This window comes from Flavobacterium ichthyis, from assembly GCF_009915155.1.
In the GTDB taxonomy this organism is placed as follows: Bacteria; Bacteroidota; Bacteroidia; order Flavobacteriales; family Flavobacteriaceae; genus Flavobacterium; species Flavobacterium ichthyis.
The window spans coordinates 15,259-40,145 of record NZ_JAABLM010000001.1 but is presented as its reverse complement, the minus strand read 5'-3'; the positions used below and the strand labels follow the sequence as shown (position 1 = coordinate 40,145).

General features: G+C 35.0%; 20 protein-coding genes. 2 read left to right on the top strand and 18 right to left on the bottom strand.

Annotated features, from left to right (window positions below; genetic code table 11):
• Positions 1 to 52 precede the first annotated feature (52 nt).
• Positions 53 to 2,902 carry an aminomethyl-transferring glycine dehydrogenase gene (gene gcvP, locus GV828_RS00160; protein ID WP_166535449.1) on the bottom strand — a complete coding sequence of 950 codons (2,850 nt, stop codon included), beginning with the start codon at positions 2,900 to 2,902 and terminating at the stop codon, positions 53 to 55.
• Positions 2,903 to 3,044: 142 nt separating this feature from the next.
• Here gcvP and GV828_RS00155 point away from each other — a divergent pair, with 142 nt between their 5' ends.
• On the top strand, positions 3,045 to 3,854 hold the full coding sequence (locus GV828_RS00155; RefSeq protein WP_166535448.1) for a UbiA prenyltransferase family protein: 810 nt from the start codon (positions 3,045 to 3,047) through the stop codon (positions 3,852 to 3,854).
• Between the two features lie 171 nt (positions 3,855 to 4,025).
• On the opposite strand, the gene GV828_RS00150 is transcribed toward GV828_RS00155, so the two are convergent.
• The 17 genes from GV828_RS00150 to GV828_RS00070 form a co-directional block, all read right to left on the bottom strand.
• Positions 4,026 to 4,931 (bottom strand): TIGR01777 family oxidoreductase, encoded by a 906-nt coding sequence (locus tag GV828_RS00150; RefSeq protein ID WP_166535447.1) that lies wholly within the window; start codon positions 4,929 to 4,931, stop codon positions 4,026 to 4,028.
• 94 nt (positions 4,932 to 5,025) lie between these two features.
• Positions 5,026 to 5,412 carry a hypothetical protein gene (locus GV828_RS00145; protein WP_166535446.1) on the bottom strand — a complete coding sequence of 129 codons (387 nt, stop codon included), beginning with the start codon at positions 5,410 to 5,412 and terminating at the stop codon, positions 5,026 to 5,028.
• Positions 5,413 to 5,431: 19 nt separating this feature from the next.
• A complete protein-coding gene (locus tag GV828_RS00140; RefSeq protein ID WP_166535445.1) occupies positions 5,432 to 5,779 on the bottom strand; it encodes a hypothetical protein in 348 nt (115 codons plus the stop codon).
• Entirely contained in the window at positions 5,776 to 6,117 is a 342-nt protein-coding gene (locus tag GV828_RS00135; RefSeq protein WP_166535444.1) for a hypothetical protein, read from the bottom strand. The genes GV828_RS00140 and GV828_RS00135 overlap by 4 nt, the downstream gene beginning before the upstream one ends.
• A gap of 54 nt (positions 6,118 to 6,171) precedes the next feature.
• On the bottom strand, positions 6,172 to 6,675 hold the full coding sequence (locus tag GV828_RS00130) for a GbsR/MarR family transcriptional regulator (RefSeq protein ID WP_166535443.1): 504 nt from the start codon (positions 6,673 to 6,675) through the stop codon (positions 6,172 to 6,174).
• 229 nt (positions 6,676 to 6,904) lie between these two features.
• Positions 6,905 to 7,195, bottom strand: coding sequence for a hypothetical protein (locus tag GV828_RS00125; RefSeq protein WP_166535442.1), 291 nt, complete (start codon positions 7,193 to 7,195; stop codon positions 6,905 to 6,907).
• A 107-nt stretch (positions 7,196 to 7,302) separates the two neighbouring features.
• Positions 7,303 to 11,070: a T9SS type B sorting domain-containing protein gene (locus GV828_RS00120; RefSeq protein ID WP_166535441.1), complete on the bottom strand. Its 3,768-nt coding sequence runs from the start codon at positions 11,068 to 11,070 to the stop codon at positions 7,303 to 7,305.
• A 111-nt stretch (positions 11,071 to 11,181) separates the two neighbouring features.
• Positions 11,182 to 13,209 (bottom strand): M3 family metallopeptidase, encoded by a 2,028-nt coding sequence (locus tag GV828_RS00115; protein WP_166535440.1) that lies wholly within the window; start codon positions 13,207 to 13,209, stop codon positions 11,182 to 11,184.
• A gap of 126 nt (positions 13,210 to 13,335) precedes the next feature.
• The gene (gene purE, locus GV828_RS00110) at positions 13,336 to 13,815 is read right to left on the bottom strand and encodes a 5-(carboxyamino)imidazole ribonucleotide mutase (RefSeq protein WP_166535439.1); all 480 of its coding nucleotides are present in this window, start codon (positions 13,813 to 13,815) and stop codon (positions 13,336 to 13,338) included.
• Positions 13,816 to 13,875: 60 nt separating this feature from the next.
• On the bottom strand, positions 13,876 to 14,472 hold the full coding sequence (locus GV828_RS00105) for an HNH endonuclease domain-containing protein (protein ID WP_166535438.1): 597 nt from the start codon (positions 14,470 to 14,472) through the stop codon (positions 13,876 to 13,878).
• A 1-nt stretch (position 14,473) separates the two neighbouring features.
• Entirely contained in the window at positions 14,474 to 15,766 is a 1,293-nt protein-coding gene (locus GV828_RS00100; protein ID WP_166535437.1) for an ATP-binding protein, read from the bottom strand.
• 30 nt (positions 15,767 to 15,796) lie between these two features.
• Complete coding sequence (locus GV828_RS00095; protein ID WP_166535436.1) at positions 15,797 to 16,951, bottom strand: 5-(carboxyamino)imidazole ribonucleotide synthase; 1,155 nt, start codon at positions 16,949 to 16,951, stop codon at positions 15,797 to 15,799.
• A 60-nt stretch (positions 16,952 to 17,011) separates the two neighbouring features.
• On the bottom strand, positions 17,012 to 18,226 hold the full coding sequence (locus tag GV828_RS00090) for a peptidogalycan biosysnthesis protein (protein WP_166535435.1): 1,215 nt from the start codon (positions 18,224 to 18,226) through the stop codon (positions 17,012 to 17,014).
• Complete coding sequence (locus GV828_RS00085) at positions 18,217 to 18,699, bottom strand: DUF1761 domain-containing protein (RefSeq protein WP_166535434.1); 483 nt, start codon at positions 18,697 to 18,699, stop codon at positions 18,217 to 18,219. The genes GV828_RS00090 and GV828_RS00085 overlap by 10 nt, the downstream gene beginning before the upstream one ends.
• A gap of 67 nt (positions 18,700 to 18,766) precedes the next feature.
• A complete protein-coding gene (locus GV828_RS00080; protein WP_166535433.1) occupies positions 18,767 to 20,101 on the bottom strand; it encodes a TolC family protein in 1,335 nt (444 codons plus the stop codon).
• Positions 20,088 to 23,177 carry an efflux RND transporter permease subunit gene (locus GV828_RS00075; protein WP_166535432.1) on the bottom strand — a complete coding sequence of 1,030 codons (3,090 nt, stop codon included), beginning with the start codon at positions 23,175 to 23,177 and terminating at the stop codon, positions 20,088 to 20,090. Before GV828_RS00075 ends, GV828_RS00080 begins: the two co-directional genes overlap by 14 nt.
• A gap of 6 nt (positions 23,178 to 23,183) precedes the next feature.
• The gene (locus GV828_RS00070) at positions 23,184 to 24,242 is read right to left on the bottom strand and encodes an efflux RND transporter periplasmic adaptor subunit (RefSeq protein ID WP_166535431.1); all 1,059 of its coding nucleotides are present in this window, start codon (positions 24,240 to 24,242) and stop codon (positions 23,184 to 23,186) included.
• Between the two features lie 204 nt (positions 24,243 to 24,446).
• On the opposite strand from GV828_RS00070, the gene GV828_RS00065 reads away from it, so the two are divergent.
• Positions 24,447 to 24,869, top strand: coding sequence for a DUF1810 domain-containing protein (locus GV828_RS00065; RefSeq protein WP_166535430.1), 423 nt, complete (start codon positions 24,447 to 24,449; stop codon positions 24,867 to 24,869).
• The last annotated feature ends 18 nt before the right edge of the window (positions 24,870 to 24,887 follow it).

The following is a 24,887-nucleotide window of genomic DNA, read 5'->3' as shown; positions in this document are numbered from 1 at the left end:
TTATAAACTAAAAAGCCGGGATTTTTCCGGCTTTTTAATTTTATTTATCTGTTTAACTTTCCATATACGCTTCAATTGGCGCACAAGAACAAACCAAGTTTCTATCGCCATAAGCGTCATCCACTCTTCTTACCGAAGGCCAAAATTTATTTTCAGCAATGTATTCTAACGGGAAAGCGGCAGCTTCTCTGCTGTAAGGAAAATCCCAAGTTTCAGCAGTTAACATTGCCAAAGTGTGAGGTGAATTTTTCAAAACATTATTTTCGTCTTCTGCGGTTGCGGCAGCAATTTCTTTTCTAATTGAAATCATCGCATCACAAAAACGGTCTAATTCTTCTAAATTTTCACTTTCTGTTGGCTCAATCATCAACGTTCCGGCAACCGGGAAAGAAACCGTTGGCGCATGGAAACCATAATCCATCAAACGTTTTGCAATGTCAGTCACTTCAATTCCTTTTTCTTTAAACGGACGACATTCAATAATCATCTCGTGAGCCGCACGACCCATTTCACCAGTGTAAAGTGTTTCAAAATGACCTTTTAATCTTTCTTTAATATAGTTGGCATTTAAAATCGCATGATGTGTAGAACTTGTCAAACCTTCTGCACCAAGCATTGTAATATATCCGTAAGAAATCAAGCAAACCAAAGCAGAACCCCAAGGAGCCGCAGAAATAGCTGTGATGGCACTATTTCCTCCTGTAGCTACAACTGGATTGGTAGGTAAAAATTCTACTAAATGTTTTGCTACGCAAATTGGTCCCACGCCAGGTCCACCACCTCCATGAGGAATCGCAAATGTTTTGTGTAAATTTAAGTGGCAAACGTCAGCACCAATTGTTGCCGGATTCGTTAATCCAACTTGTGCATTCATATTGGCACCATCCATATAAACTTGACCACCATTTTCGTGGATAATTTTAGTCACTTCAATGATAGAAGCTTCGTAAACCCCATGAGTTGAAGGATACGTTACCATCAAACACGCCAAATTATCTTTGTATTGAATGGCTTTTGCTCTTAAATCTTCTACATCAATATTTCCATTTTCGGAAGTTTTAGTTACCACAACTTGCATTCCTGCCATTGTCGCCGTTGCTGGATTGGTTCCGTGTGCTGAAGCCGGAATCAACGCAATATTTCTGTGTGATTCTCCTCTCGATTGGTGATAAGCTCTAATGACCATCAAACCTGCATATTCGCCTTGAGCTCCAGAATTAGGTTGCAAAGTTGTTCCTGCAAAACCAGTAATAACGTTTAATTGATGCTCTAATTTTTTAAGCATGATTTGATAACCTTCTGCCTGCTCAATTGGTGCAAACGGGTGAATATTGTTCCAATTTGCTATGCTCAAAGGCAACATTTCTGCGGCAGCATTTAATTTCATCGTACAAGATCCCAACGAAATCATCGAGTGATTTAGCGCTAAATCTTTTCTTTCCAACATTTTCATGTAACGCATCAAAGCCGTTTCAGAATGATGTTTGTTGAAAACTTCGTGCTTCAAAAATTCAGATGTTCTTTGAACGCTATCTAAAACCATTGAATCATTTGCCAATTCTTTAACCGAAATAGTTTCTTTTGAAACTGCTTCAGCAAAAATCGCAATAATCGTATTGATATCCGCAATTGAAGTCGTTTCGTTAAAAGAAATCGAAATGGTTTCGTTGTCAATATAATAAAAATTGAATTCTTTTTGCTCGGCAATTGCTTTTACTTTTTGAGCATCGGCTTTTACAACGATGGTATCAAAAAATGATGTATTGGTTTGGTAAACGCCAATTTTATTCAAGGCATCAGCCGTGGTAACCGCAGCTGCGTGAACTTTATCAGCAATATAATTTAAACCTTTTGGACCGTGGTATACCGCATACATTCCGGCCATAACAGCCAAAAGCACTTGAGCCGTACAAATATTTGAAGTTGCTTTTTCACGCTTAATATGTTGTTCACGTGTTTGCAAAGCCATTCGAAGCGCACGATTTCCGTTAGTATCAACGGTTACGCCAATAATTCTTCCCGGCATACTTCGCTTGTATTCTTCTTTTGTAGCAAAATATGCCGCGTGAGGACCTCCGTAACCCATTGGGATTCCAAAACGTTGTGTGGTTCCCAAAACAACATCGGCACCCATTTCTCCTGGAGACGTTAATTTTATCAAACTTAAAATATCAGCAGCAACCGCCACTTTAATTTCGTTTTCTTTAGCCTTGGAAATAAAAGAAGCATAGTCGAAAATTTGTCCGTATTTTCCAGGATATTGTAAAATGGCTCCAAAAAATTCTGTGCCAAAATTAAATTCTTCGTGGTTTCCAATCACTAATTCCACACCAATTGGGGTAGAACGTGTTTGTAAAACCGAAAGTGTTTGTGGCAAAATTTCTTCAGAGACAAAAAATTTATTTACGTTATTTTTTTTCTGATCACGCGTTCTCACGTCAAAGAGTAACGCCATCGCTTCGGCAGCAGCCGTGCCTTCGTCTAAAAGTGACGCATTGGCAATTTCCATTCCGGTTAACTCAATAACTGTAGTTTGATAATTTAACAAAGCTTCTAATCGACCTTGAGCAATTTCTGCTTGGTAAGGTGTGTAAGCCGTGTACCAACCCGGATTTTCAAAAATATTTCTCTGAATTACAGCCGGAACAATTGCCGGATGATAACCCAAACCAATATAAGATTTGAATACCTTATTTTTATTTCCTAATTGCTGAATGTGGTTTAAATACTCGTATTCCGTCATGGCCGGATCCAAGTTCAAAGGCGCTTTCAAACGGATGTCGTCAGGAAGCGTTTCATAAATCAATTGGTCAATCGATTCTACGCCAATAATTTTCAGCATGTGCTGTAAATCATTTTCTTGCGGACCAATGTGTCTTAAAGCAAAAGCATCTGTTCTCATAAAAATAAGATATGTTGGGTTGTGTTTTTTGTGGCACAAAAGTACTTATTAAATTGAAAAAGAAATTTATTTTTAACACGTATTTTTTAGGAAATTTATACCAAAATACCCAACACTTTTAACGATTCGCTAAATTTGTGTCATGCAAGTCGCTCAAAAACTATTTCAATTCTATGTAAAAGCAAGTATTCATGTTGCAATTTCCGTATTGTCATTGGTTTTAATGACGAATCACATGTTCCAAAAACCATTTGATTTTGAGATGGCAGGTTTTGCTTTTTTTGGAACAATTTTCGGGTACAATTTTATCAAGTTTGAAAGTTTTTGCAGAAACAAAAAAAAGATTTCTCGGGAAATAAAATTAATTTTCGGCTTGAGCGCTTTATCAATTTTAATTTCAGGATATTTTTTTTTACAATTAAAAAGTAACACACAAATTGTCGCCTTAATATTTTCCGGATTCACATTTTTGTATGCCATTCCGTTATTTTCCCACAAACCCAACTTCCGAAATTGGACGGGTATCAAAATTTACATCGTAGCATTTTGCTGGGCTGGTGTAACGATTTTGTTGCCACTTCTAAATTTTGAAACTAACATTAGTGCCGACGTTTTGCTGAAATTTTGCCAAAGATTTTTGCTCGTCATTGTCTTGATTTTAATTTTCGAAATCATCGACCTCAAAACCGACGACTTAAAATTGCAAACCGTTCCACAAAAAATAGGTGTAAAAAACACCAAAATCCTCGGCATTTTGCTACTCATTCCTTTTTACTTTTTAGAATTTTTTAAAAGCGAAATTGACGAAAAACAGCTTATTATCAATGCTGTTTTAATTGTAATCACATCACTATTTATATATTTTGCCCACGAAAACCGAAGCAAATATTACACCAGTTTCTGGGTAGAAAGCATCCCGATTTTTTGGTTGGCGATGGTTTTTTTGATGTAAATTATTTTCGTCAAAGTTTTTAAAATTTGAAAAAATCTCATTTTCTTTTTTGGCGTTCTACGATTTACCACGCAACAATTATCCGGAAAATCGTGTAAAGTTTTTCGTTTCGGCTAAAATTGAATTTTTTTGATAAGAAAAATTTGAACTTTGCCAAAGCTGTAAAAATTATTATCTTATATCATCAAACGCTTTGCGTAAATCTCCAAATTTAAAAGTAAAACCATTTTCCAGCAACCGTGTCGGAATCACATTTCTGCTTTTCAAAACCAATTCAGTTTCTGTTCCAATGATTTTGGCTCCTAATTTTAGTAGTTTTTCTCCAATAGCAATTCCTGCAGGAACCCCTAAACTTTCGCGTAAAATTTTCATGAATTCTGCGTTTCGAATGGGTTTTGGCGAAACGATATTCACAACTCCCGTCATTTCTTTTTCGTAGATAAATTCTATGGCTATTGCAAAATCCTTTTCGTGAATCCAACTGATAAACTGATTTCCTTTGCCTTGTTTTCCACCAAAACCAAGCTTTGTTAAGTTTTTTAGTGGAAGAAAAGCGCCACCATTTTTACCCAAAACAATCGAAGTTCTCAAAGCCGTTTTTTTAGTTTGGGGAGTTTCGGTTTCAAAAAAAGATTTCTCCCACGCTTTTGCGACATTCATCGAAAAATCGTCACCAATTTCGCCATTTATTTCAGCCATTTGTTTGTCTAAAGAATGTCGGTAAATGGTAGAAGTAGAAGAGTTAAGCCAATGTTTGGGCGGATTTTCACAGTTTAAAACGGCGAGATTCAAAATTTTGGTACTGTCAATTCTTGAAGCTAAAATTTCGTTTTTATTTTCTTCGGTATATCTGCAATCAACAGATTTTCCGGCAAGGTTGATTAAAACATCCGCATTTTCAAGTTCTTCTTCCCAGCCCGAAAATGTTTTGGCATCCCAATTAACATACTTTATCTTGTTTTTTACTTCCGATTTTCCTCTTGTCAGGATGACAATTTCTTCAAATTTATTTTTGAAATAATTTGCCAAAACCTGACCTAAAAATCCAGTTCCCGCTGCAATGATTAGCTTTTTCATATTTTTTTGTTTTTATGAGCATTTAAGTTTTAAAATTTAAAGGTGATTATCCGGAAGAACTTTTCCAAAGTTTGAAAAAATTTAGGAAGTTTGGTTAGGCTTTAAAAACGGGTCGTTCTGTCGCTTGATTTTCTCTTGCTTTTCTCTTTCCTCTAAAAAAGAAATATAAATTTAAAAAAAGCATCACGCCAAGATAAATTGAAAAGCCACCAATTTTATAACTTAAAGCTTCGATCAAACGCTGATAATTATTTACATTTCCGTCTATTTTCAATATCATCAAAGCAAAACCAATGTTTAGGAGATAAAATCCGGTTTCAAATAGAGTGTTTGTTGCATCCGCAATTTCAGTACGACCTTTGAAGATGTAGAGCATGAATATTTTTCCATTTTTAAACAATGTTTTAGAAACAAAATAGGTTAAAAATAATGCGATTGGCAAATAGATAATGTATCCGATTAAAATTTTTGTAGTTTCCATAATGTTGAATTTTAAAGATTTATTTAAAAAATTTTTGAAGGTAATTAGTAAGAATGAAAATGTTGAGGTAATGTAAAAAGCCGAGGATCCCGATAATTAAGGCCGTTTTTATAGCTATAATTTCAGTTAACTGAAGCAGTGTTTCAATTTTAGACCAATTGATAAGCGTCATTGCACAATAACCAATATTCACCAAGTAATAGCCAACCAATAAAAGTTTGTTTATTTGCTGACACAATTCTTGATAATCAGGAATTAATTCCATCACAAAAATATTTCCGTTTCGAAAACATATTTTTCCAACAATTAAAATAATGTATATGGATATTGCCAAAAAAATAAAGTAGCCAACAACATTTAGATTCATAATTTTCGGGATTTTTGGTAAAGAATAAATGAGAAATAAATTGCCAACAATGGTGGAATTCCATAGAAAATTTCACTATTAGGTTCGAGATAATCCCACCAAAAATCTAATGTGACTGCCAGGATAAAAAATAAATGAACACCGATAACGTAAATTTGATAGTGAACATTTGTAGAAAGAACACTTGCAAGCCGAATTGTAATTACAATTTGATAGAGACCTAAGGGGATAAATGACAACAAAGAATAATACAGAAATTTTTCTTCGATTAATCCAAACAGCGCTAACGCCGCTGGCAACGTTATGAAAAAATAATTTAATTTATAAGCTGCTTTCATAATTTACTAATTTTTAAACTTTCAGAAAAAAGTGAAACAATATTTCAAATTTTTTTATTTCATCATTTTCAATAACATTCTGCCAATCCAATTGTCTTGAAATTCCGTGGCTTTTTCAATCATATTGTCGGCTTTGAGCACAAAATCGTACAGTTCATTTGTTTTCTCTACAAAATGTTTCGTTTCATTCGACTGGTTTTTTTCAATTGATGAAACCTCTTTCAAAACTTTCAAAGCCGGTTTAATTTCCCGTTTGCTGCGTTCTTTTGCAATTTTCACCGCCAACTCATCCAAATCTTTTTCCGCCGTAAAAAACTCCTTTCGTTCGCCAGATTTAAACTCCTTGTAAACAATTCCCCAATCCATCAACGCCCGCAAATTCATACTTGCATTTCCCCTCGAAATCAGCAATTCTTCCATAATATCTTCCATCGAAAGCGGTTCTGGCGACACCATCAGCAACGCATGAATTTGCGCCATCGTCTTGTTAATTCCCCATTGAGAACCGAGCGAACCCCAAGTTTGGATAAATTTATTTTTTGCTTCTTTGAATTCCATAGTTCAAATGTACAATATTGTTTTTAAACTTTCAAAAATATTTGAAAGTTTTTTTCGGTTTTTATTTATGGCGTTCTACGACTTACAACGCAACAATTATCCGGAAAATCGTATAAAGTTTTTCGTTTCGGCTAAAATTGAATTTTTTTTGATAAGAAAATTTTGAACTTTGCCAAAATTTTAAATTTGACGAAATTGTGATGGAAAAAAGTTTAAAAACGAAGCTCAATTAACTTCCGGCAATCGGCGAACCAAATATACCTAACGCTAATTCAGCCCAAATTAAAAATAAAATAAATAAGATTCCGGTACAAATCATCAATCGTGTTTTGGTGGGTTTGAACTTTCGCAATACCAATTCGCACAAAAAGGCAGTTCCGAAAAGTAAAATTCCGGCAATTAAAAAATCAAACCAATTCCAATCTACTTCCGTTGTAAATTGCATTGCCACCAGCGGAAAGGTCAAAAGTATTAACGGAATACAAAAAAATAAAGCGGTACGTTGTTGTTGCGTAATCATAATATAAAAGGTTTTAAATTATTTTTAAAAAGAACTTTTAAATTCAAAGTAAATATAAATTTTTCAAACTTTTTATTTTTTTGCAAAAAAAAATTAAACGGTGCGAATTAAATTCCCCAATGTAAGTAAACCCATCCGGTTTTTTCTTCTCCAGACTTGAGTTTGAGGTAATAATAATAAGTAGCGGTTGGCAAAATATTTCCGTTAAACGCTTGGCCTTTCCATTGGTCAACATAATCGTTTAACTCATAAACCAATGTGCCATAACGGTTAAATATCTTGACCTTCTCGATATCCAATCCCGAAAGGTCCCACGAGTCATTTTTGCCATCGCCATTTGGAGAAATTCCTTTAGGAATGTTGCACAAACTTTTGATAATATCGGTTGCCAAAGTCACTTCGCAACCATTTTCAGTGGTAACCGTTACTTCGTAACTGCCCGAAACGGCATCGCTTAGATCAATTACTTGGGTATTTGCCGAAAAATTTTCGGGACCAGTCCAAGAATAACTGGCGGAATTTTCATCAAAAGAATCATCAACCGAAACCACTCTCGCCATAAATTTTTCATTTTCGCATTTGGCCAAAACCGCTATTTCAAAAGGATTTTGATTTTCTAAAACCGCTACCGATAAATTTTGTGCACAATTGCCGTTAGAAATCGAAACACTATAATTTCCGGGTTGATTCACGTTTAACTTTAAAACGTCTTGCGCCAATAAGTTTCCTTCGAAATACCAATTAATTTCAGAATAAACGCTTTCCAAAGATTCGGGAGTTAAATGTAATTGTGTTTCTTGTCCGTTGCAAATTATTTGGTTATTTGCTTCCAAACTAAAATTTGGAACCGCAATAATTGCAATTGAAACATTAGCTTCTGCCGAACAATTTCCATTCACAATTCTTACAAAATATTGTCCTGCGTTTTCCATAATAGCATTAGTAATCACAGGATTCATTGCTGTTGACGAAAAATTATTAGGACCTGTCCATTGGTAGGTATTTCCTGGTAACGGATTACTTATGGATAACACGATTTCTTGACCTACGCAAACGGAAGGTTGTGTATCAATCACAGGATTTTCTAATGGTAGGCCAAACTTGATCGCAATAACTGCATCATCAGTTTCGCCACAAAAACCGTTCACGATGTAAGAAAAATAATAGGTTCCCGGAGTAATTCCGGAGGTGTCCCAACTTCCGGTATTGAAATTTCCGCCTGGTGTAATTTGTGTAAATTCGCCATTAGTCGTCACATTTTCATCTAAATAATCTGCCAAGGTAATTAGTGGCGGAATGCCACAGAATTCCACGGTTTTGTCATTTCCGGCGTTCGGATTTTGTCCTGGCGCAATTTCGTAAGACAAGGTTTGGTTTGAGCAAGAATTAGTATTTTGATTGTAAATAATATCTACAAAATAAATTCCTGCATGGGTGTTTAAATTCAATGGCGTAAAATTTAGCGTAGGAGTGGTGCTCAATGTAACACTCGGATTTCCGGATTTGTACCATCTATATGTGAAGCCGTTGATTGCTGCTACCTGTAAAAAACTATTTTGATTGTTGCAAATTTGTGCCCGAATAGTAAAGGTAAATGGAGCTCTTACTTGGTATGTGTAAACCAAAATATTTTGACAAGAATCTTCAATTTCAAATACATATTTTCCATATTCTAAACCTGTAAAAAGTGGATTATTTCCATTATTTACCTCAAAAGGTTGATCATCACGTTCTACAATTCTATACGTTAAATTTCCTCGCCCAGAAGCATCAATCAAGACGTCCAAAAGTTGATTGGAACATGAAAAAGAGTTTACATTTTCAACAGAAATTCGACCAGAAATCTCATATTCATGAATTACTCTCAAGCAATATGTACTTTCGCCAGGCGATGCAAATCGCGATGAAACCGTTACAATTCTAAAAACTCCGGTTTCGTCCAGGTTATACGTCCAAGAATTGTTTGAAATTAAAATAGAATTGTTACTGTTTGGAATTCCAACACCTGGAAATTGAACGCCAGTAACCGGATGTTCCCAAAAACCAGTTTGCGGATTAAATTTTTGAATCCAATATCCTAAATTAGAAAAACCGCCATTAATGGTATGGTTTAGAAAAACATTATGACTCGAGCAGAATTCGGCGATTTCCACTTCGGTATTACCTTGATATTCGTTGACTTGAAAACTAACCAACCGTTCAGTTCCACAAGCATCTTGAACTTTTGCAGTGTAATTTCCTATTGGTAAACCACTCATCGATAATTTTCCGTTTTCAATCAAGTTCGAAACATCAGCTTGGTAAGGCAAATGAAAATTTGGCGATCCCGAAACTAAAATTACACTTGTTATTGGCGATTCAGGATTAGAAGAAGTAATTAAAACGGTTCCGAAACCGCTGTCGCAATCTGGTTGTGTACTTATGTAAAAATTACTCGCTTGCGGAAGTAAAACCGTCACAGGTTTTGTATAAACGTTCCCACATTCGTCAGTAGCAGAAATCACATAGTTTCCCGGAATAATTCCGCTTGAAATTTCTCCAACACCGTCGCTAATAAAATGCGAAGCATCGTATGGTGGCGTAATTGGCGAACCCAATGGAACTTCATCTATTTGGATTGAAATAATATTAGTACCCGGAATTGTAACGTTAATGGTAGGATTTGAGGTACAAGTATTTCTGGGGCTTAAAGCCATTTCTACTTCGTAAGTTATAGTGGTTGTGGATAAAAATTCTCTGCCACACGCATCCGTTGCCAAAATCGAATAGTTGCCTTCCGGAACAGGATTATCATTAGTGCCAAATTCAATAGGGATTTCACTATAAATTGGATGATTTGCGTTAAAATCTTGTGGATTGAAGCCTTGAGGCGCATTTGCAAAATGTATATTTAACGGGGGTACAAAATTATTGGCGGTAATCGATAAACCTTTGGTGCCACATTTTAATAAAGAAGGTGATAATTGAAGACTTTGATCTTGGCTGATAATTTCGGTATTTCGTGTATAAACGTTTCCACAGCCGTCAGTTACGGTTAAATTGTAGGTATAAGGTTCTGTAAAGTACGGAATGTCAAATAGTAAGGGTTGGTCAGGAAAAATTGTTCTATCTTCAAAAAATGTCAAACCTGGGTTTCCGTATATATGTGTTATTATAATTGGAGCACCACCATTTGGCGGGAAAATAGTATAGGTAAAAGTTAAAGGAAAGGCAATATAATATTGACCTGCAACATCGAGTTGTTGTCCTATAAAAATTTCATCACAGCTTGATAATTCTTCTTCTGGAAAATTACTTGAAAGAATTTGAAGCCCGTTGGTTTGAAAGGGAAGGTCAACAATTGTGTGAGATTTTGTGATTCCGTTTCCACAACTATCGAATACTCTTACTAAATAATTTCCGGGAAGCAAACCGTTAAAAGTATCGGATGATTGCAGCGGTTTTGTCACGGGTCCCGCAAGAATCTCGTAACCAGTTGCGGTTCCAGTTGTAATGTTTACGGTTAAAAATCTGTTGCTGCAACTATTTGCACCATCCGCAATCCCATAAGTGAGTATCACTTCCGTATTTTCAATCGAAGCTTCTTGCTCTACGATTTGATTAGTATTTTGGTTCGTCCCGATAATGCGATAATCTCCAGCTGAAAGTCCTGAAATTGTAGTGTTTGTTGTGGAGGTAACTGCTTGCGTAACATTCGGTAATTTAAAAACCGAGAAAACAATTGCATCATTTTGGGTATTTCCACTTACCAGAATGGTTAAAGTTCCATTATTTGGACAACTTTCCGATGTGGTTGAAATAGAAAAATTAAATTGCGAGAATGAAGTAATGTAGTAGAAGAAGAGAAATAATACAAATGCGTACTGTTTTTTCATAAGCATGGGGAGATAGTAAGTTTCTCAAATATAAGGTTTTATTTAATTGATATACTGAATTAAAACAAAAAAACTGTCAATATTTGACAGTTTTTTCTTAAATTATTTATTTTAAACCAACCCCGCCCGTTTCAACAAAGCATCCGGCTTAGGTTCACTTCCGCGAAAGCGTTTATACAAAATCATCGGATGTTCGGTTCCGCCTTTTGAAAGGATATTTTCTTTGAATTTCTGAGCAACTTCGGTATTAAAAATTCCTTTTTCCTTGAAATATTCAAAAGCATCGGCATCCAAAACTTCTGCCCATTTATAGCTGTAATAACCCGAAGAATAACCACCTTGAAAAATATGCGAAAAGGAAGTACTCATGGCGTTTTCCTTGACATCAGGATATAATTTTGTCGAAGCAAATTGCTCGGTTTCAAAATCTTTTATAGAAGTGATTCCCGTTGGATCTTGACCGTGCCAACCCATATCGAGCAATCCAAAACTCAACTGACGCATTGTAGCCAAACCTTCTTGGAAGCTTGCACTTTCTTTAATTTTTTGAATGTATTCGGTCGGAATCACTTCTCCGGTTTCATAATGATGGGCAAACAAAGCCAAGGCTTCCGGTTCGTAACACCAGTTTTCAAAAATCTGACTTGGTAATTCCACAAAATCCCAATACACGCTTGTTCCTGAAAGACTTGGGTAAACCGTGTCGGCTAACATTCCGTGTAAAGCGTGACCAAATTCGTGAAACAAAGTCGTTACTTCGTTGAAAGTCAACAGTGAAGGTTTTGTTTCGGTTGGTTTTGTAAAATTGCAAACTATCGAATCGTGAGGTCGTTCGTTGTTTCCGTCTAAAACATATTGTGATTTATAAGATGTCATCCAAGCACCATTTCGTTTGCCTTTTCTTGGGAAAAAATCGGCATAAAAAATTGAAACCAAATCGCCTTTGATGTCTTTTACTTCATAGGTTTTTACATCAGGATGGTATTTCTCGATGTCGTTTACTTCGACGAAAGTCAAACCAAATAATTGATTAGAAACCTTAAAAGCACCTTCCAGCACGTTTTCTAATTTAAAATAAGGCTTCAGTTTTTCATCATCTAAATTAAATAATTGCTGTTTTAATTTTTCCGAATAATAAGCTCCGTCCCATTTTTCCAGCGTTTCAATGCCGTCCAAATCTTTTGCAAATTTCGATAACTGCTCAAATTCTTTTAAAGTAGCAGGTTTTGCTTTTGCTAATAAATCATTCAAGAAAGTCGTTACTTTTTCTGGATTTTCTGCCATTCGTTCTTCTAAAACAAAATGAGCATGTGAGGCATAACCTAGCAATTTTGCACGTTCAAAACGCAATCGTGCAATTTCTAAAACAATTTTTTCATTGTTGTTTTTATTGTCCTGAAAACCTTTGGAACCAAAAGCAATTGCCATTTTTTTTCGCAATTCACGATTATCAGCATAGGTCAAAAACGGAACATAACTTGGATAATCTAATGTGAAAATCCAACCTTCTTTTTCGAGTGTTTTTGCGGTTTCCTTTGCTGCTTCAATTGTTCCTTCCGGCAAACCCGACAAATCTTTTTCATCAGTAATGTGCAATTGAAAAGCGTGGGTTTCGGCCAAAACATTTTCGCCAAATTCAAGACTTAATTTGGATAATTGCTTGTCGATTTCACGCAATTGGTTTTTCTTTTCTTCGGTTAAATTAGCTCCGTTTCTGGAAAAACTCTTGTATTTTTTATCCAATAAAGTTGCTTGTTCTGGAGTTAAATCTAAATTTTCTTTAGTATCATAAACGGTTTTGACTCTTTTAAACAAATCTGCATTCAAACGAACATCATTGCCAAATTCTGACAAAAGCGGTGAAACTTCCTGTGCAATTTGTTGTAATTCGTCATTGGTTTCTGCCGAATGAAGATTGAAAAAAATGTTTGAAATTCGGTCTAAAGTCGCACCACTAAAAGCCATTGCTTCAATTGTGTTTTCAAAAGTAGGTGCTTCTGGATTGTTAGCAATATCGTCGATTTCGGCTTTCGCCAAATGGATTGCTTCTTGAAAAGCAGGAAGATATTCTTCGGTTTTAATTTGAGAAAAAGGAGCGGTATCGTGTTTTGTAGTGAATTTATGAAGTAGAACTGACATATTTTTAATGGTTTATTTGATTCAAAAGTATAGAACTATTGCCTCATTTGAAAGGTTGTTATGAAAACGTTTGGTAATTTAATCACATTCCCGAAGCTTCGAGACTTCGAGATTATTGTTAAAAAATTACTTCAATCCTTCCGAAGCTTTAAGAACTGCTTCTTTCAATCCATTTTTATAGTCTATCATTTTATCTTGAACCGTTTTATTAGCACTTCCGATAATTTGAGCCGCTAAAATTCCCGCATTTTTGGCTCCGTTTAAGGCAACCGTTGCAACAGGAACACCACCCGGCATTTGAAGAATAGACAAAACCGAGTCCCAACCATCAATAGAATTGCTCGATTTTACCGGAACGCCAATCACAGGAAGTGGCGACATAGAAGCGACCATTCCCGGTAAATGTGCAGCTCCACCAGCTCCAGCAATAATTACCGAAATGCCTCTTTTGTGGGCATTCCTACTAAAATCAAAAAGTTTTTCGGGTGTTCTGTGAGCTGAAACGATATCCACTTCAGTTTCGATTCCAAATTCTTTTAATATATCGATGGCATCCTGCATGACTGGCATGTCAGAGATGGATCCCATTATTATAGCTACTTTCATATTTTATGTTGAATGTTGTTTTTCAGGGTTAAAGTTTTTGGAAACTGTAAAATACTTAATCTATTCTATTTCTGGAATCATATTCCAAATGTCAACACCAAATTCTTGTTGAATAGCTCTTAGATATGATATTTGTTTTATATCATCATCAATTAATATCTTAAAGAAGTTTTCTGGCAAATCACCATACATTGAAATTTCTTTGGCTTTTCGTTGAATGTATTTTTTTCGTTCATCGGCTAAAATAATATCGTCAAGTTTGAGCAGTTTTATCAAATTGGTTGCTTCAATGTCATTGGAATCTGAAACGCGGTAGTCACCACCGTCATAAACAATTCTTTCGTTAAAGGTGTCATTTGTAGGTTCTAAAACGGGTTGGAAATTTTCCCACTTTGAGGCTTTTTCCTTATTCCATTGATGCTTGACTAAATACCAATTATTATAACCATCTTGAGCAGTTCCCTTTAAATTTGGATTGAAGTGTTCAATATCTCTGGCATCAGCTCTGCTCAAATATTCTTCGGTATAAACACAAAATCCCTTTTGTTCTTTATATAATATTTTCGAAATTTTCAAATTATTATTTGAATTACCTTCGATATAGTTCAAGCCGTCTTTAATGATTTCAGAATCTCTGTTTTTTAAAACCTTTCTCATTTTAGAAATTATAAGTATCTCCGAGTTTAACGGTTTCTAATAATAATTCTTTTTTTCTTTTAGGATTGTTTTCTTTAGCTACTTCTTGCTTTAAGTTAATGTATTTTTGATAAGCTTCTTCTCCATGTTTGTTGTAGTAATTTACATTGAAATCATTTTTTAACATGTCATTTGGGTCATCTCCGATAGGTGAACTTCCGCGGCGAACAGTCACCTTTCCTTGTTCGTCAAATTCTAAAATAAATCTTTCATCCGGTTCAAAAGAAGCCGCAATAAAAGGGGAATGTGTTGCAACTATAAATTGTGCTTCAGGAGCGAAATTTTTATAGTATTCCATTAAATCCATTTGCATGTCAGGATACAAGGAACGTTCAGGTTCATCAATTAAAATGATTGAATCTTTAGTGTCCAATTTATACAACGGTAAAAATGATAATAATAATCCTTTAGTTCCAGTACTCGTGTTCTGAATTGGAATTATTTCATCGCTGCGTTTATTCTTAATTGGTATAGAATATTCAGTATCTATAATGTCAACTTCTAAATTAAGTTTTTCTAAAATTGGATTAAACTTTTCAGCAAATTCTTCAAGTTTATTAGGGTTCTCTTTTTGCCATTTTTCGAACTCAGCACTTAATTTTTTTGCGTTTGCTAATAAACCTTTATGAATCAATTCAGACATTTTTCGAGTAAAATTTTTTCTGTAATCTAAAATTTCACTTATTAAATGAATCCAAGTTGTTTCTTCAACTTTATCGTTAAAAACTATTTCTCTAATTTCATAAAGTTTTCCACTTTTGGATTTAATTCTATCAATTTCTGTACTGTATTTTTCGATTAGATCAATAGGATTCTTTGAAAATAAATCTATATTTTGTTCAGATATTAGATTAGATTTATAAAAGTAAAGCTGGCCTGTATCTTTATAATCTATGAATGCGGAAACTGAACCTCCAACATTATTATATTTGTGATCTCTGCCTCTATAGGATACAATATCATTTTTATGACTGTAATATTCATTTTTTATACTAAGACAGATTTCACCTGGCATTTTTTTAAATCCTCCCATAAAAGAGGAAAGATATTTACCATCGATAAGTTCAAGTCCAAAACTAAATTGTACATATTCAAATATCAATTCTAACAAATTTGTTTTTCCACTAGCACTCTGTCCAATAAAACAAATTTTATCCAACGGCTGACCTTTTCTATCTCCACTTTGGTAAGTGAAATCGAAAGAAAGATTTTCTAAATGCTTATAAGAGTCAATATGTAATTTTGAAATTTTCATTTATCGAATTTTTACAAATTTAACTAAAATCTACTTACTTACCACTCTTATCAACCCCTTCACTTCTTCAGCAATTTTCCTTGCCTTATCAATATCCTCATCCACAATCGTCACATGTCCCATTTTTCTAAAAGGTCGTGTTTCACGTTTGCCATAAATATGAGGAGTTACACCATCAATTGTTAATATTTTTTCGATATTTTCATAAACTACATCGCCAGAAAAACCTTCGGCTCCAACCAAATTGACCATAATTCCAGCTACTTTGCTATCGGTATTTCCTAACGGCAAATCTAGAATCGCTCTCAAATGGTTTTCAAATTGCGAAGTATAACTGGCTTCAATAGAATAATGCCCGGAATTGTGTGGTCTTGGAGCAACTTCATTTACCAAAATTTCATCATCTTCGGTTTGAAACATTTCCACAGCCAAAAGTCCTACGTGATTGAATTTCTCCGAAACTTCAAGTGCAATCGCTCGTGCTTTTTGTGCAACTGCATCATCAATTCTGGCAGGACAAATCACATATTCCACCTGATTGGCTTCTGGATGAAACTCCATTTCCACAACCGGATAGGTCTTGATGTCGCCTTTTGGATTTCGAACCACGATAACTGCCAACTCATTTTTAAAGGGCACCATATCTTCGGCAATACATTCCACATCCGGAAGATTTTCTAAATCTTCAACATTTCGAACGACTTTTACGCCATTTCCATCATAGCCAAATTCGGTACTTTTCCATACAAAGGGCAACGGAATTTTTCCTTCCAAACAATTTAAAACCAATGTTTTCAGGTTTTCAAATAATCTGAAATTAGAAGTTGGAATGTTATTGTCTTTGTAAAAAGCTTTCTGTCTTCCTTTATTTTGAATACCTCTCAAAGTTGCTGGAGAAGGATAAACTTTAACACCTTCCGCTTCTAATTTTTCCAATGCTTCGAGGTTTACCAATTCAATTTCGAAAGTCAGAACATCGACTTGTTTTCCAAAATTGTAAACGGTCTCAAAATCCATCAGGCTTCCCTGAAAAAATTTATTACACACTATTCGGCTTGGTGCTTCGGCACTTGGATCTAGAACATAGGTTTGAATATCGAATTTTCGGGTTTCGGAAAGCAACATTTTGCCCAATTGTCCGCCACCTAAAATTCCAAGTTTAAAATCTGAAGAAAAATAATTCATTGTAGTTGTGTTTGTGCAAAGATAACTTTTCTGAATGATTTTTTTTGTCAAAAACTACCGTTAAGATTTAAATAGACTGCGAGCTTGCCAAACCGTTTTGGGTTCTAACGTGCTGAAAATTTTGTTTATTTTTTTGTTGATGAGCGAATTTTGATGACTGATGAATCCCTGCATTTCGACAGCTTCGGCACCTACTGAACTTTTAATTTCTAATGCAGTTCTTCCGAAAATTATTTTCTTAAAATTATTGTTGATTGAATACGCAATCATGTCGTATAACATATTGAGGTAAAGCATCTTATTTTTTTGAACACCAACATCGTAGCCCAAAAAATATGTTTCCATTATTTCATTATTTTTAATCAAGGTGCTGAAACCTACAAGTTTGCCTTCTAAAAAATAACCGTACAAGAGAAAATTTTCTCCAAAGATTTTTTTTAATTCCGAAAAATGATTTTTAGCCAGAAAAAATGTATTGAAAGGTGCGTTTTTTGCAACGTGAAAATACAGTTCGTAAATGTTTTCTTCTTGTTGGAGAATGTCTTCTAAAACCAATTTTTTCTTGGTTATCTTTTCTGATTTTTTCCGTGCTCGCTTGTATTGATCCCGGTATTTTTTGGATAAATCCAAGATGTAATCATCAAATGATTTCCAATTTTTTCGAACATTGAAAGTCATATTGGGTTGAGTGCTAAACTTATAGAATTTGTTGAAAATTTTTGAGTCAAATGCTTTTGCGGTTTCAGGATAAAAATCTTTGTAAGAAACCAAGTGAATTTTAATACCTTCTTTTTTTAACTTCAAACGAATGGTTTCGGCGGCTTCTTTTAAAATTTTAAAGCCTTCGTTAAATGTAATTTTTTCTGTAAAAAAATATGAATTTTCGCCTGTAAGCATATTATTGCCCATGAACAAAACGTGTGAACTAAAAGTTTTAAAAATAAAATTTCTTATGGAAGTTTTAAAACAACGATCGCGTTCGCCGAAAGATTCAAGCAAATTTAAATTTAAAAATTGAGCAATGCCGATACCGCAAAGATTTTCGTTTTTAAAAATTCCAATGAAAAAAACCTGCATATTTTCGGGTGCAGAGCTTTTTAAAATTTTGAAGTAAGATTGAGAAAGAAAAATATTATGATTAGCAAGAAGTTCCCATTCCTTGGGCAAGAAATCTGGATTGGTAAAAATTTGGAAACTGTAATTGGACACATGACTTTTAAAAGTAGGGGTGAAGTGTTGCACCCGATAATTACATTGGTATTTTGTTATTTCCATCCGCAAACGATTCCTCCTACAATTGTGAGTAAAGCAACCCAATAACCACCATTTATCAAGATATATTTCCATGATTTTCTTTCAAACAAAGCATTGGTGGCAAAGATAGGTAAGGCTAGCATCAATCCCACAAAAAAGCCATGGAATGCACCATGTTTAAAACTTCTAAAATCATTTCCGTAATCGTTCATAAATGCTGTATAAGAAGGTTTTGCTATTTTTTCAATACCGCCAATCATCCCCAAAGCACCATATTGATGAATCACAATGGGATGCATTATCATAGCAATCATCATGGCGAAAATAAATGTCAAGCCGTAAATTTTAATTATATTTCCACTAGAAATTTGCGCGTCCGTCAATTTTGATTCTTTCATCCAAATTTTTCCCAAAACATTAGGATTGTACCAAATAAACCCCAAAAAAAGGGCGACCATCCCAGAAACCGGTAGCGTTAAATAATTAATTTCCATAGTATTACGTAATGAGTTTTAACAAATATATGTAAAATTAACACATTTTATGAAAAAAAAGTTATTTTTAAATTCCGGTGATTGGAAGGTTTCCTGCAATTTCTTTTAAATTGATTTCAGATACTTTTGCTGCAAATTGAGCATTGCTATTTCGCACTTTCGCATTAATATAATTCAATTGCGCTTCACGAAACTCTAACGGAGCGATTGTCCCAATTCTAAATTTTGCCAAGGTGATGTCCATGTTTTCCTTTGCAATTTTGAGATTTTTAGCCTCCAATTTTGTTAATTCTAAATTAGTTAAATACGTTTGATAAGCCGATGAAAGTTGGGATTGCAACAATTGTTTTTGTTGCTTGATGGCAATTTCACTATTTTCGATTTGAATTTTGGCAATGCGTTCATTTCGATTTTGTAAACCACCATTAAAGATTGGCAGAGAAGCACTTATTCCGTAAGTTAAACCATTTCCAGTAGATTGCGTGATAAATCCAAGTGAGGCTTCTTGCCGTGTAAAATTATATCCCGAAGTAATATTGACCAAAGGTAATCGGGCTCCTTTTACTTGCTTCAGTTGTAATTCGGCAACACGCTTGTTAACGATTTGGGCTTGAAGTTGTGGATTTTGTTTTTCTGCCAATTGCATTAATTCTGGTAAAAGTAGGCTTTCGTCTATGGTTACCTCGTCTGGAATATCAAAAGTTGTGTTCACATCTCTTGCCAAAATTTCGTTTAATAAAATTTTAGTATTAGCAAATAATTCCTTTTGACGAAGCAACATTGTTTGATCCGAATTCATGTCCACTTCGGCATTTAAAACTTCTAATTTTGCAGCTTTTCCAATAGTGTAACGGTTTTTTGCGGTGTTTAATCGCAAATCAGAAATTGCGATCGCGGTATCCAAAGCCTGCAGTTGTTTTTTTTGTTGTACCAAATCATAATAAGTGGAATAAACATCTGAAATTCTGGTAAAAACGGCCAGTTGAAATTCGGCTTCTTCCAATTTTTTTAATTCTTTTAATTCTCGATATCGCGCAAACATTGCGAAGCCGTTGAAAACTGTCCAACTTAATTGAACACCGTAGGTAAGATTAAAATTTCGGGCGTTATCCAAGTTTCTCACGCTACCGTCTTGTTGGGTTTGTTCTGTATCCAGAATACTGTTATTATTGGTAACGATGGCGTTTAAGCCCGGCAAAATTCCGGCATTAGCTAAACTGATATTTTGCGTAGCGATTTTTACATCGTTGGAAGCAATTTTAATATCATAATTATTTACTAAAGCTATTTTTACAGCATCTTCAATCGTTAATAATTCTTGTGCAAAAGCGTTACAAGCGATAAAACAAAACAGTAACTGTGTTTTTATGTAATTGAAAATCAATATCTTATTCTTTGTCATATTTTTCAATATTATCAAATTCTGGTCTGTGTTTTTTCTCTCGAGACCACATAAAATAAATGGCAGGAATGACGAAAAGTGTCAATATTAGCGAAAATAAAGTTCCGCCAACTATTACGATTCCCATTCCCATACGGCTTTGAGAAGCGGCACCAAGCGACAAGGCAATTGGCAAAGCTCCTAACGCAATCGCCAAACTTGTCATTAAAATAGGACGAAGACGACTTTCTGAAGCTTCCATGATGGCTTCAAATTTATTTTTGCCTTCTTCGCGAAGTTGGTTGGCAAATTCTACAATCAAAATTCCGTTTTTGGTTACCAAACCAATTAACATGATGGTACCAATTTGGCTGAAAATATTCCACGTTTGCCCAAAGAGCCAAAGTGAAAGCAAGGCTCCGGCAACTGCCATTGGAACCGTTAAAATGATAATGAAAGGATCAATAAAGCTTTCAAATTGAGCTGCTAAAATTAAATAAATCAGTAAAAGTGCAAGTCCAAATGCAAAAGCTGTATTCGAGTTACTTTCCGCAAAATCACGAGACTCACCACCTAAATCTGTTGTAAAAGTGTCGTCTAAAACTTTTTGTTTGATGCGTTCCATAGCTTCAATTCCGTCGCTAATACTTTTTCCGGGAGCTAAACCAGCGGAAACCGTTGCTGACATATATCGGTTATTATGGTACAACTGTGGCGGGCTACTTTGTTCCTCAATTTCCACTAAATTATCGAGCTGAATTAATTCTCCCGAAGCACTTCTTACAAAAATTGACGTTAAATCTATTGGAGCATCACGGTCTTTTTTATCAAATTGTCCCATTACCTGATATTGTTTTCCGTTCATCAAATAATAGCCAAAACGTTGACCACTTAAAGAAAGTTGAAGTGTTTGTGCAATATCAAAAACTGAAACACCTAAACCTTCTGCTTTTTCACGGTTAATAGTGACATAAATTTCAGGTTTATTAAATTTCAAATTGACATCAGTAATCGAAAATGTTGGATCTTGGGAAGCTTCGTCCATGAATTCTGGAATTTTTTCACGCAATTTTTCGAAATTTTGTGCCTGAATAATATACTGAATTGGCAAACCACCACGTCGATTTACGGAAATTGTAGGTTGTTCGGAAACGGAAACTTTAGCTTCAGCATATTTTTTTACATTTTTAGTAAGATCATCGGCAATTTGTTTCTGGGTTCGTTCACGATCTCCGGCTTCAACCAAAGCAATTCGGGCACGACCGCTATTCACAGAAGCTGAACCAAATCCTGGTGAAGTAATGATTAAGCTGACTTTTTTCTCTGGAATAGAATCGTTGATTAATTGCGATAAATCCGTCATGAAACGATCCATGTAATCGTATGAAGCACCTTCTGGAGCGGTAACATTTACGCCAACAAAACTTCGGTCGTCATATGGTGCGGTTTCTTTTTGCAAAACACTAAAAAACAACGCAATCAATCCTAAACAAATAATTAATATAGGGAAACTGAGCCATTTTTTCTTCATAAAATTGCCTAAACTTTCGGCGTAACCTTTGTTCATTTTTTCAAAATAAGGTTCACTCCAATTGTAAAATTTAGATTTTTTTTGTTCACCACCTTTCATTAAATAAGCATTTAACATAGGGGTTAATGTTAAAGAAACAAATGCAGAAATTAAAACTGCGGCACCAATGACCACACCAAATTCCCGGAACAATCGACCCACGAATCCTTCGAGAAAAATTACCGGAAGGAACACAGCTGCCAGAGTGATTGAGATAGAAATTACCGCAAAAAATATTTCGTTCGAACCTTTAATTGCGGCTTCAATTGGGGTCATTCCTTCTTCTACCTTTTTGAAAATATTTTCGGTGACCACAATTCCGTCATCCACTACCAAACCAGTTGCCAAAACAATAGCCAATAATGTCAAGACGTTTACCGAAAACCCAAACAGCCACATGATGAAAAATGTAGCAATCAATGAAACCGGAATATCAATTAACGGTCTGAATGCAATGCTCCAGTTTCGAAAAAAAAGATAAATAATTAACACTACCAAAACTATGGCAATTAGCAAAGTTTCAGCAACTTCTGTGACGGCTTTTTTTACGAAAACCGTATTGTCGATGGCAATATTCAATTTAAAATCTTTGGGAAGATCCTTTTGCAATTGTTCGTATTGAATGTAAAAAGCATCGGCAATATCCAGATAATTGGTTCCAGGTTGCGGAATAATGGCTAAACCCACCATTTCTTGTCCGGAATCACTCAATTTTGTTTCGAGATTTTCGGCTTCAAGTGCGGCATTTCCAATATCGCTAAAACGTACGATTCTTTCGCCTTGCGCCAAAATGATAATGTCATTAAATTCTTTTTCGGTTGAAAGATTTCCAATGGTTTTTACCGTAAGTTCCGTGTTTGCACCCGTTAATTTCCCACCCGGAAGTTCCACATTTTGGCTTGCCAAAGCATTTCTAACATCGGCAACAGTAACACCGTAAGAAGCCATTTTTCCAGGATCCATCCATAATCGCATGGCAAATTTTCGGTTACCCCAAATTTGTACAGAACTTACTCCGGGAATCGTTTGTAACCGTTGTGCCAAAACATTATCAGCATAATCCGAAAGTTCTAAAACATTTTTATTATCACTCTGAACGGTCATGGTAATAATAGGTTCGGAATCGGCATCGGCTTTTGAAACTACAGGAGGTGCATCGATATCTTGTGGCAAACTTCTTACCGCTTGCGAAACCTTATCCCGAACGTCATTGGCGGCTTCTTCCAGATTTTTATCCAGATTAAATTCTATCGTAATATTACTGCTTCCTTGATTACTCGAAGACGAAATATTTCTGATGCCATCGATAGAATTAATGGCTTTTTCGAGCGGTTCTGTTATTTGAGATTCAATAATGTCGGCATTCGCACCAGTATAAGTAGTTCTTACAGAAATTTGTGCCGGATCGATCGACGGAAACTCGCGAACACCCAAATAAGTGTAGCCAATCACGCCAAAAAGAATCAACATTAAATTGAGCACGATGGTTAAAACCGGGCGTTTTATACTTAGGGTTGATAAACTCATCGCGTTTTATTTTTTAATGGAAACTTTTACCGGCATCTCATTTTTAACCGTCATTACGCCAGAGGTTAAAACGGTATCTCCGGGTTTTAAACCGCTTGTGATTAAAATGTTTTTGTCAGTTCTTGAACCTGTGGTGACGATAATTTCTTTGGCTTTTCCGTTTTCGGCAATGAATAATTTTTTACCGTTTTGAATGGGAATCAAAGCTTCTGTAGGTATAAAAATGGCATCTTCAATTTTTTCTAATGGAAGGGTAACATTGGCGTAAGTTCCCGGATATAATTTTCCTTGCGGATTTTTGGCAACCGCTCTCACACGAAGTGTTCTGGTGGAAAGTTCAATTTGTGGATCAATAGCATATATCTCGGCGGAAAATTTTTCTGCCGAACCCGGTACATTGAACGAAATTTTACGTCCGGTTTTTATTTGCGAAGCATATTTTTCGGGAACAGAAAATGTAATTTTTAATTGAGAAGTATTCACCAATTGCGCAACAACTGTTTCTGGGGTGACATAAGTTCCTTTGGAAATCGACCTTAAACCTATGGTTCCCGAAAAAGGAGCTCTAACTGAAGTTTTTGCCAATTGAGCATTGATCAGTTGGGTTTGTGCCTTTGCGGTTTTAAAATCGGCACTTGCAATATCATATTCTTCGCGACTGATAGCTTCTTTTTCCAATAAAAGTTTTGCCCTGCGTTCATTTTCTGAAGCAAGCGTTTGAGCCGTTTTAGTTTGAATCAAATTGGCTCTCAATTCCACATCATTGACTTTAAATAAAATCTGACCTTGACTTACTTGAGAACCTTCGTTGAAAAAAATTTGTTCTACAATGCCCGAAACTTCACTTCTTACTAAAATTTGCTCGTTAGCTTCTAAAGTACCAGAAAGCGTTAAATTATCGGCAAATTCACTTTTTTGAGCGACAATTCCACTGACGACGGTTTCTTTTTTACCTGAGCCTTTAGCATTTTTTTCTTTATTTTCTTTATTACTGCTGATTCTGTAAGCAATTAAACCGCCAATTCCCAAGATAAGTACGGTGTAAATGATATGTTTAAATTTCATGGAAAGGAATTGTTTGCAAAAATTTATAGTTCGTAATTCGCAAATTTATTTTTTATTCTTCACATACTCACAGCGTTGGCGAATGTTTAACAAAATAGTATTTTTAGTCAAAAAATTTCAGCCAAAAATCACAATTTTAATGCAATAATAACGATTTATGTTTTGGCCAGGTTCCCAATTTTTTGTAATTTAAAATAAAAAACTATGAGTCAATCATTTGATTTGGAGCGCTTTATTGAGGCGCAAAATAAAAATTACGAAGCGGCAATAAATGAAATTTATAATGGTAAAAAAGTCACGCATTGGATGTGGTATGTTTTTCCGCAATTGAAGGATTTGGGAAAAACTGAAACGGCAAAATTTTTTGGAATTTCATCTATTGAAGAAGCCAAAGCTTATTTAAAGCATCCTGTTTTGGGAAAAAGATTACTTGCCATTTCCGAAGTATTGTTAAAACATCAAAATAAATCTGCGAACGAAATTTTTGGTAAACCCGATGATTTAAAATTGAAGTCCTGCATGACACTTTTTTTGCAAACTGAAAATGCTCCTGTGATTTTTGAAAAAGTGTTGGACACTTTTTACAACGGAGAAAAAGATGTGCGAACCTTAGAGATTTTACAATAAAAAAATCCCGCCAACCTT

Excerpts from the sequence above, each read along its gene's own strand:
- gcvP (WP_166535449.1), bottom strand. The coding sequence starts at position 2,902 with ATGAGAACAGATGCTTTTGCTTTAAGACACATTGGTCCGCAAGAAAAT.
- GV828_RS00155 (WP_166535448.1), top strand. The coding sequence starts at position 3,045 with ATGCAAGTCGCTCAAAAACTATTTCAATTCTATGTAAAAGCAAGTATT.
- GV828_RS00150 (WP_166535447.1), bottom strand. The coding sequence starts at position 4,931 with ATGAAAAAGCTAATCATTGCAGCGGGAACTGGATTTTTAGGTCAGGTT.
- GV828_RS00145 (WP_166535446.1), bottom strand. The coding sequence starts at position 5,412 with ATGGAAACTACAAAAATTTTAATCGGATACATTATCTATTTGCCAATC.
- GV828_RS00140 (WP_166535445.1), bottom strand. The coding sequence starts at position 5,779 with ATGAATCTAAATGTTGTTGGCTACTTTATTTTTTTGGCAATATCCATA.
- GV828_RS00135 (WP_166535444.1), bottom strand. The coding sequence starts at position 6,117 with ATGAAAGCAGCTTATAAATTAAATTATTTTTTCATAACGTTGCCAGCG.
- GV828_RS00130 (WP_166535443.1), bottom strand. The coding sequence starts at position 6,675 with ATGGAATTCAAAGAAGCAAAAAATAAATTTATCCAAACTTGGGGTTCG.
- GV828_RS00125 (WP_166535442.1), bottom strand. The coding sequence starts at position 7,195 with ATGATTACGCAACAACAACGTACCGCTTTATTTTTTTGTATTCCGTTA.
- GV828_RS00120 (WP_166535441.1), bottom strand. The coding sequence starts at position 11,070 with ATGAAAAAACAGTACGCATTTGTATTATTTCTCTTCTTCTACTACATT.
- GV828_RS00115 (WP_166535440.1), bottom strand. The coding sequence starts at position 13,209 with ATGTCAGTTCTACTTCATAAATTCACTACAAAACACGATACCGCTCCT.
- purE (WP_166535439.1), bottom strand. The coding sequence starts at position 13,815 with ATGAAAGTAGCTATAATAATGGGATCCATCTCTGACATGCCAGTCATG.
- GV828_RS00105 (WP_166535438.1), bottom strand. The coding sequence starts at position 14,472 with ATGAGAAAGGTTTTAAAAAACAGAGATTCTGAAATCATTAAAGACGGC.
- GV828_RS00100 (WP_166535437.1), bottom strand. The coding sequence starts at position 15,766 with ATGAAAATTTCAAAATTACATATTGACTCTTATAAGCATTTAGAAAAT.
- GV828_RS00095 (WP_166535436.1), bottom strand. The coding sequence starts at position 16,951 with ATGAATTATTTTTCTTCAGATTTTAAACTTGGAATTTTAGGTGGCGGA.
- GV828_RS00090 (WP_166535435.1), bottom strand. The coding sequence starts at position 18,226 with ATGGAAATAACAAAATACCAATGTAATTATCGGGTGCAACACTTCACC.
- GV828_RS00085 (WP_166535434.1), bottom strand. The coding sequence starts at position 18,699 with ATGGAAATTAATTATTTAACGCTACCGGTTTCTGGGATGGTCGCCCTT.
- GV828_RS00080 (WP_166535433.1), bottom strand. The coding sequence starts at position 20,101 with ATGACAAAGAATAAGATATTGATTTTCAATTACATAAAAACACAGTTA.
- GV828_RS00075 (WP_166535432.1), bottom strand. The coding sequence starts at position 23,177 with ATGAGTTTATCAACCCTAAGTATAAAACGCCCGGTTTTAACCATCGTG.
- GV828_RS00070 (WP_166535431.1), bottom strand. The coding sequence starts at position 24,242 with ATGAAATTTAAACATATCATTTACACCGTACTTATCTTGGGAATTGGC.
- GV828_RS00065 (WP_166535430.1), top strand. The coding sequence starts at position 24,447 with ATGAGTCAATCATTTGATTTGGAGCGCTTTATTGAGGCGCAAAATAAA.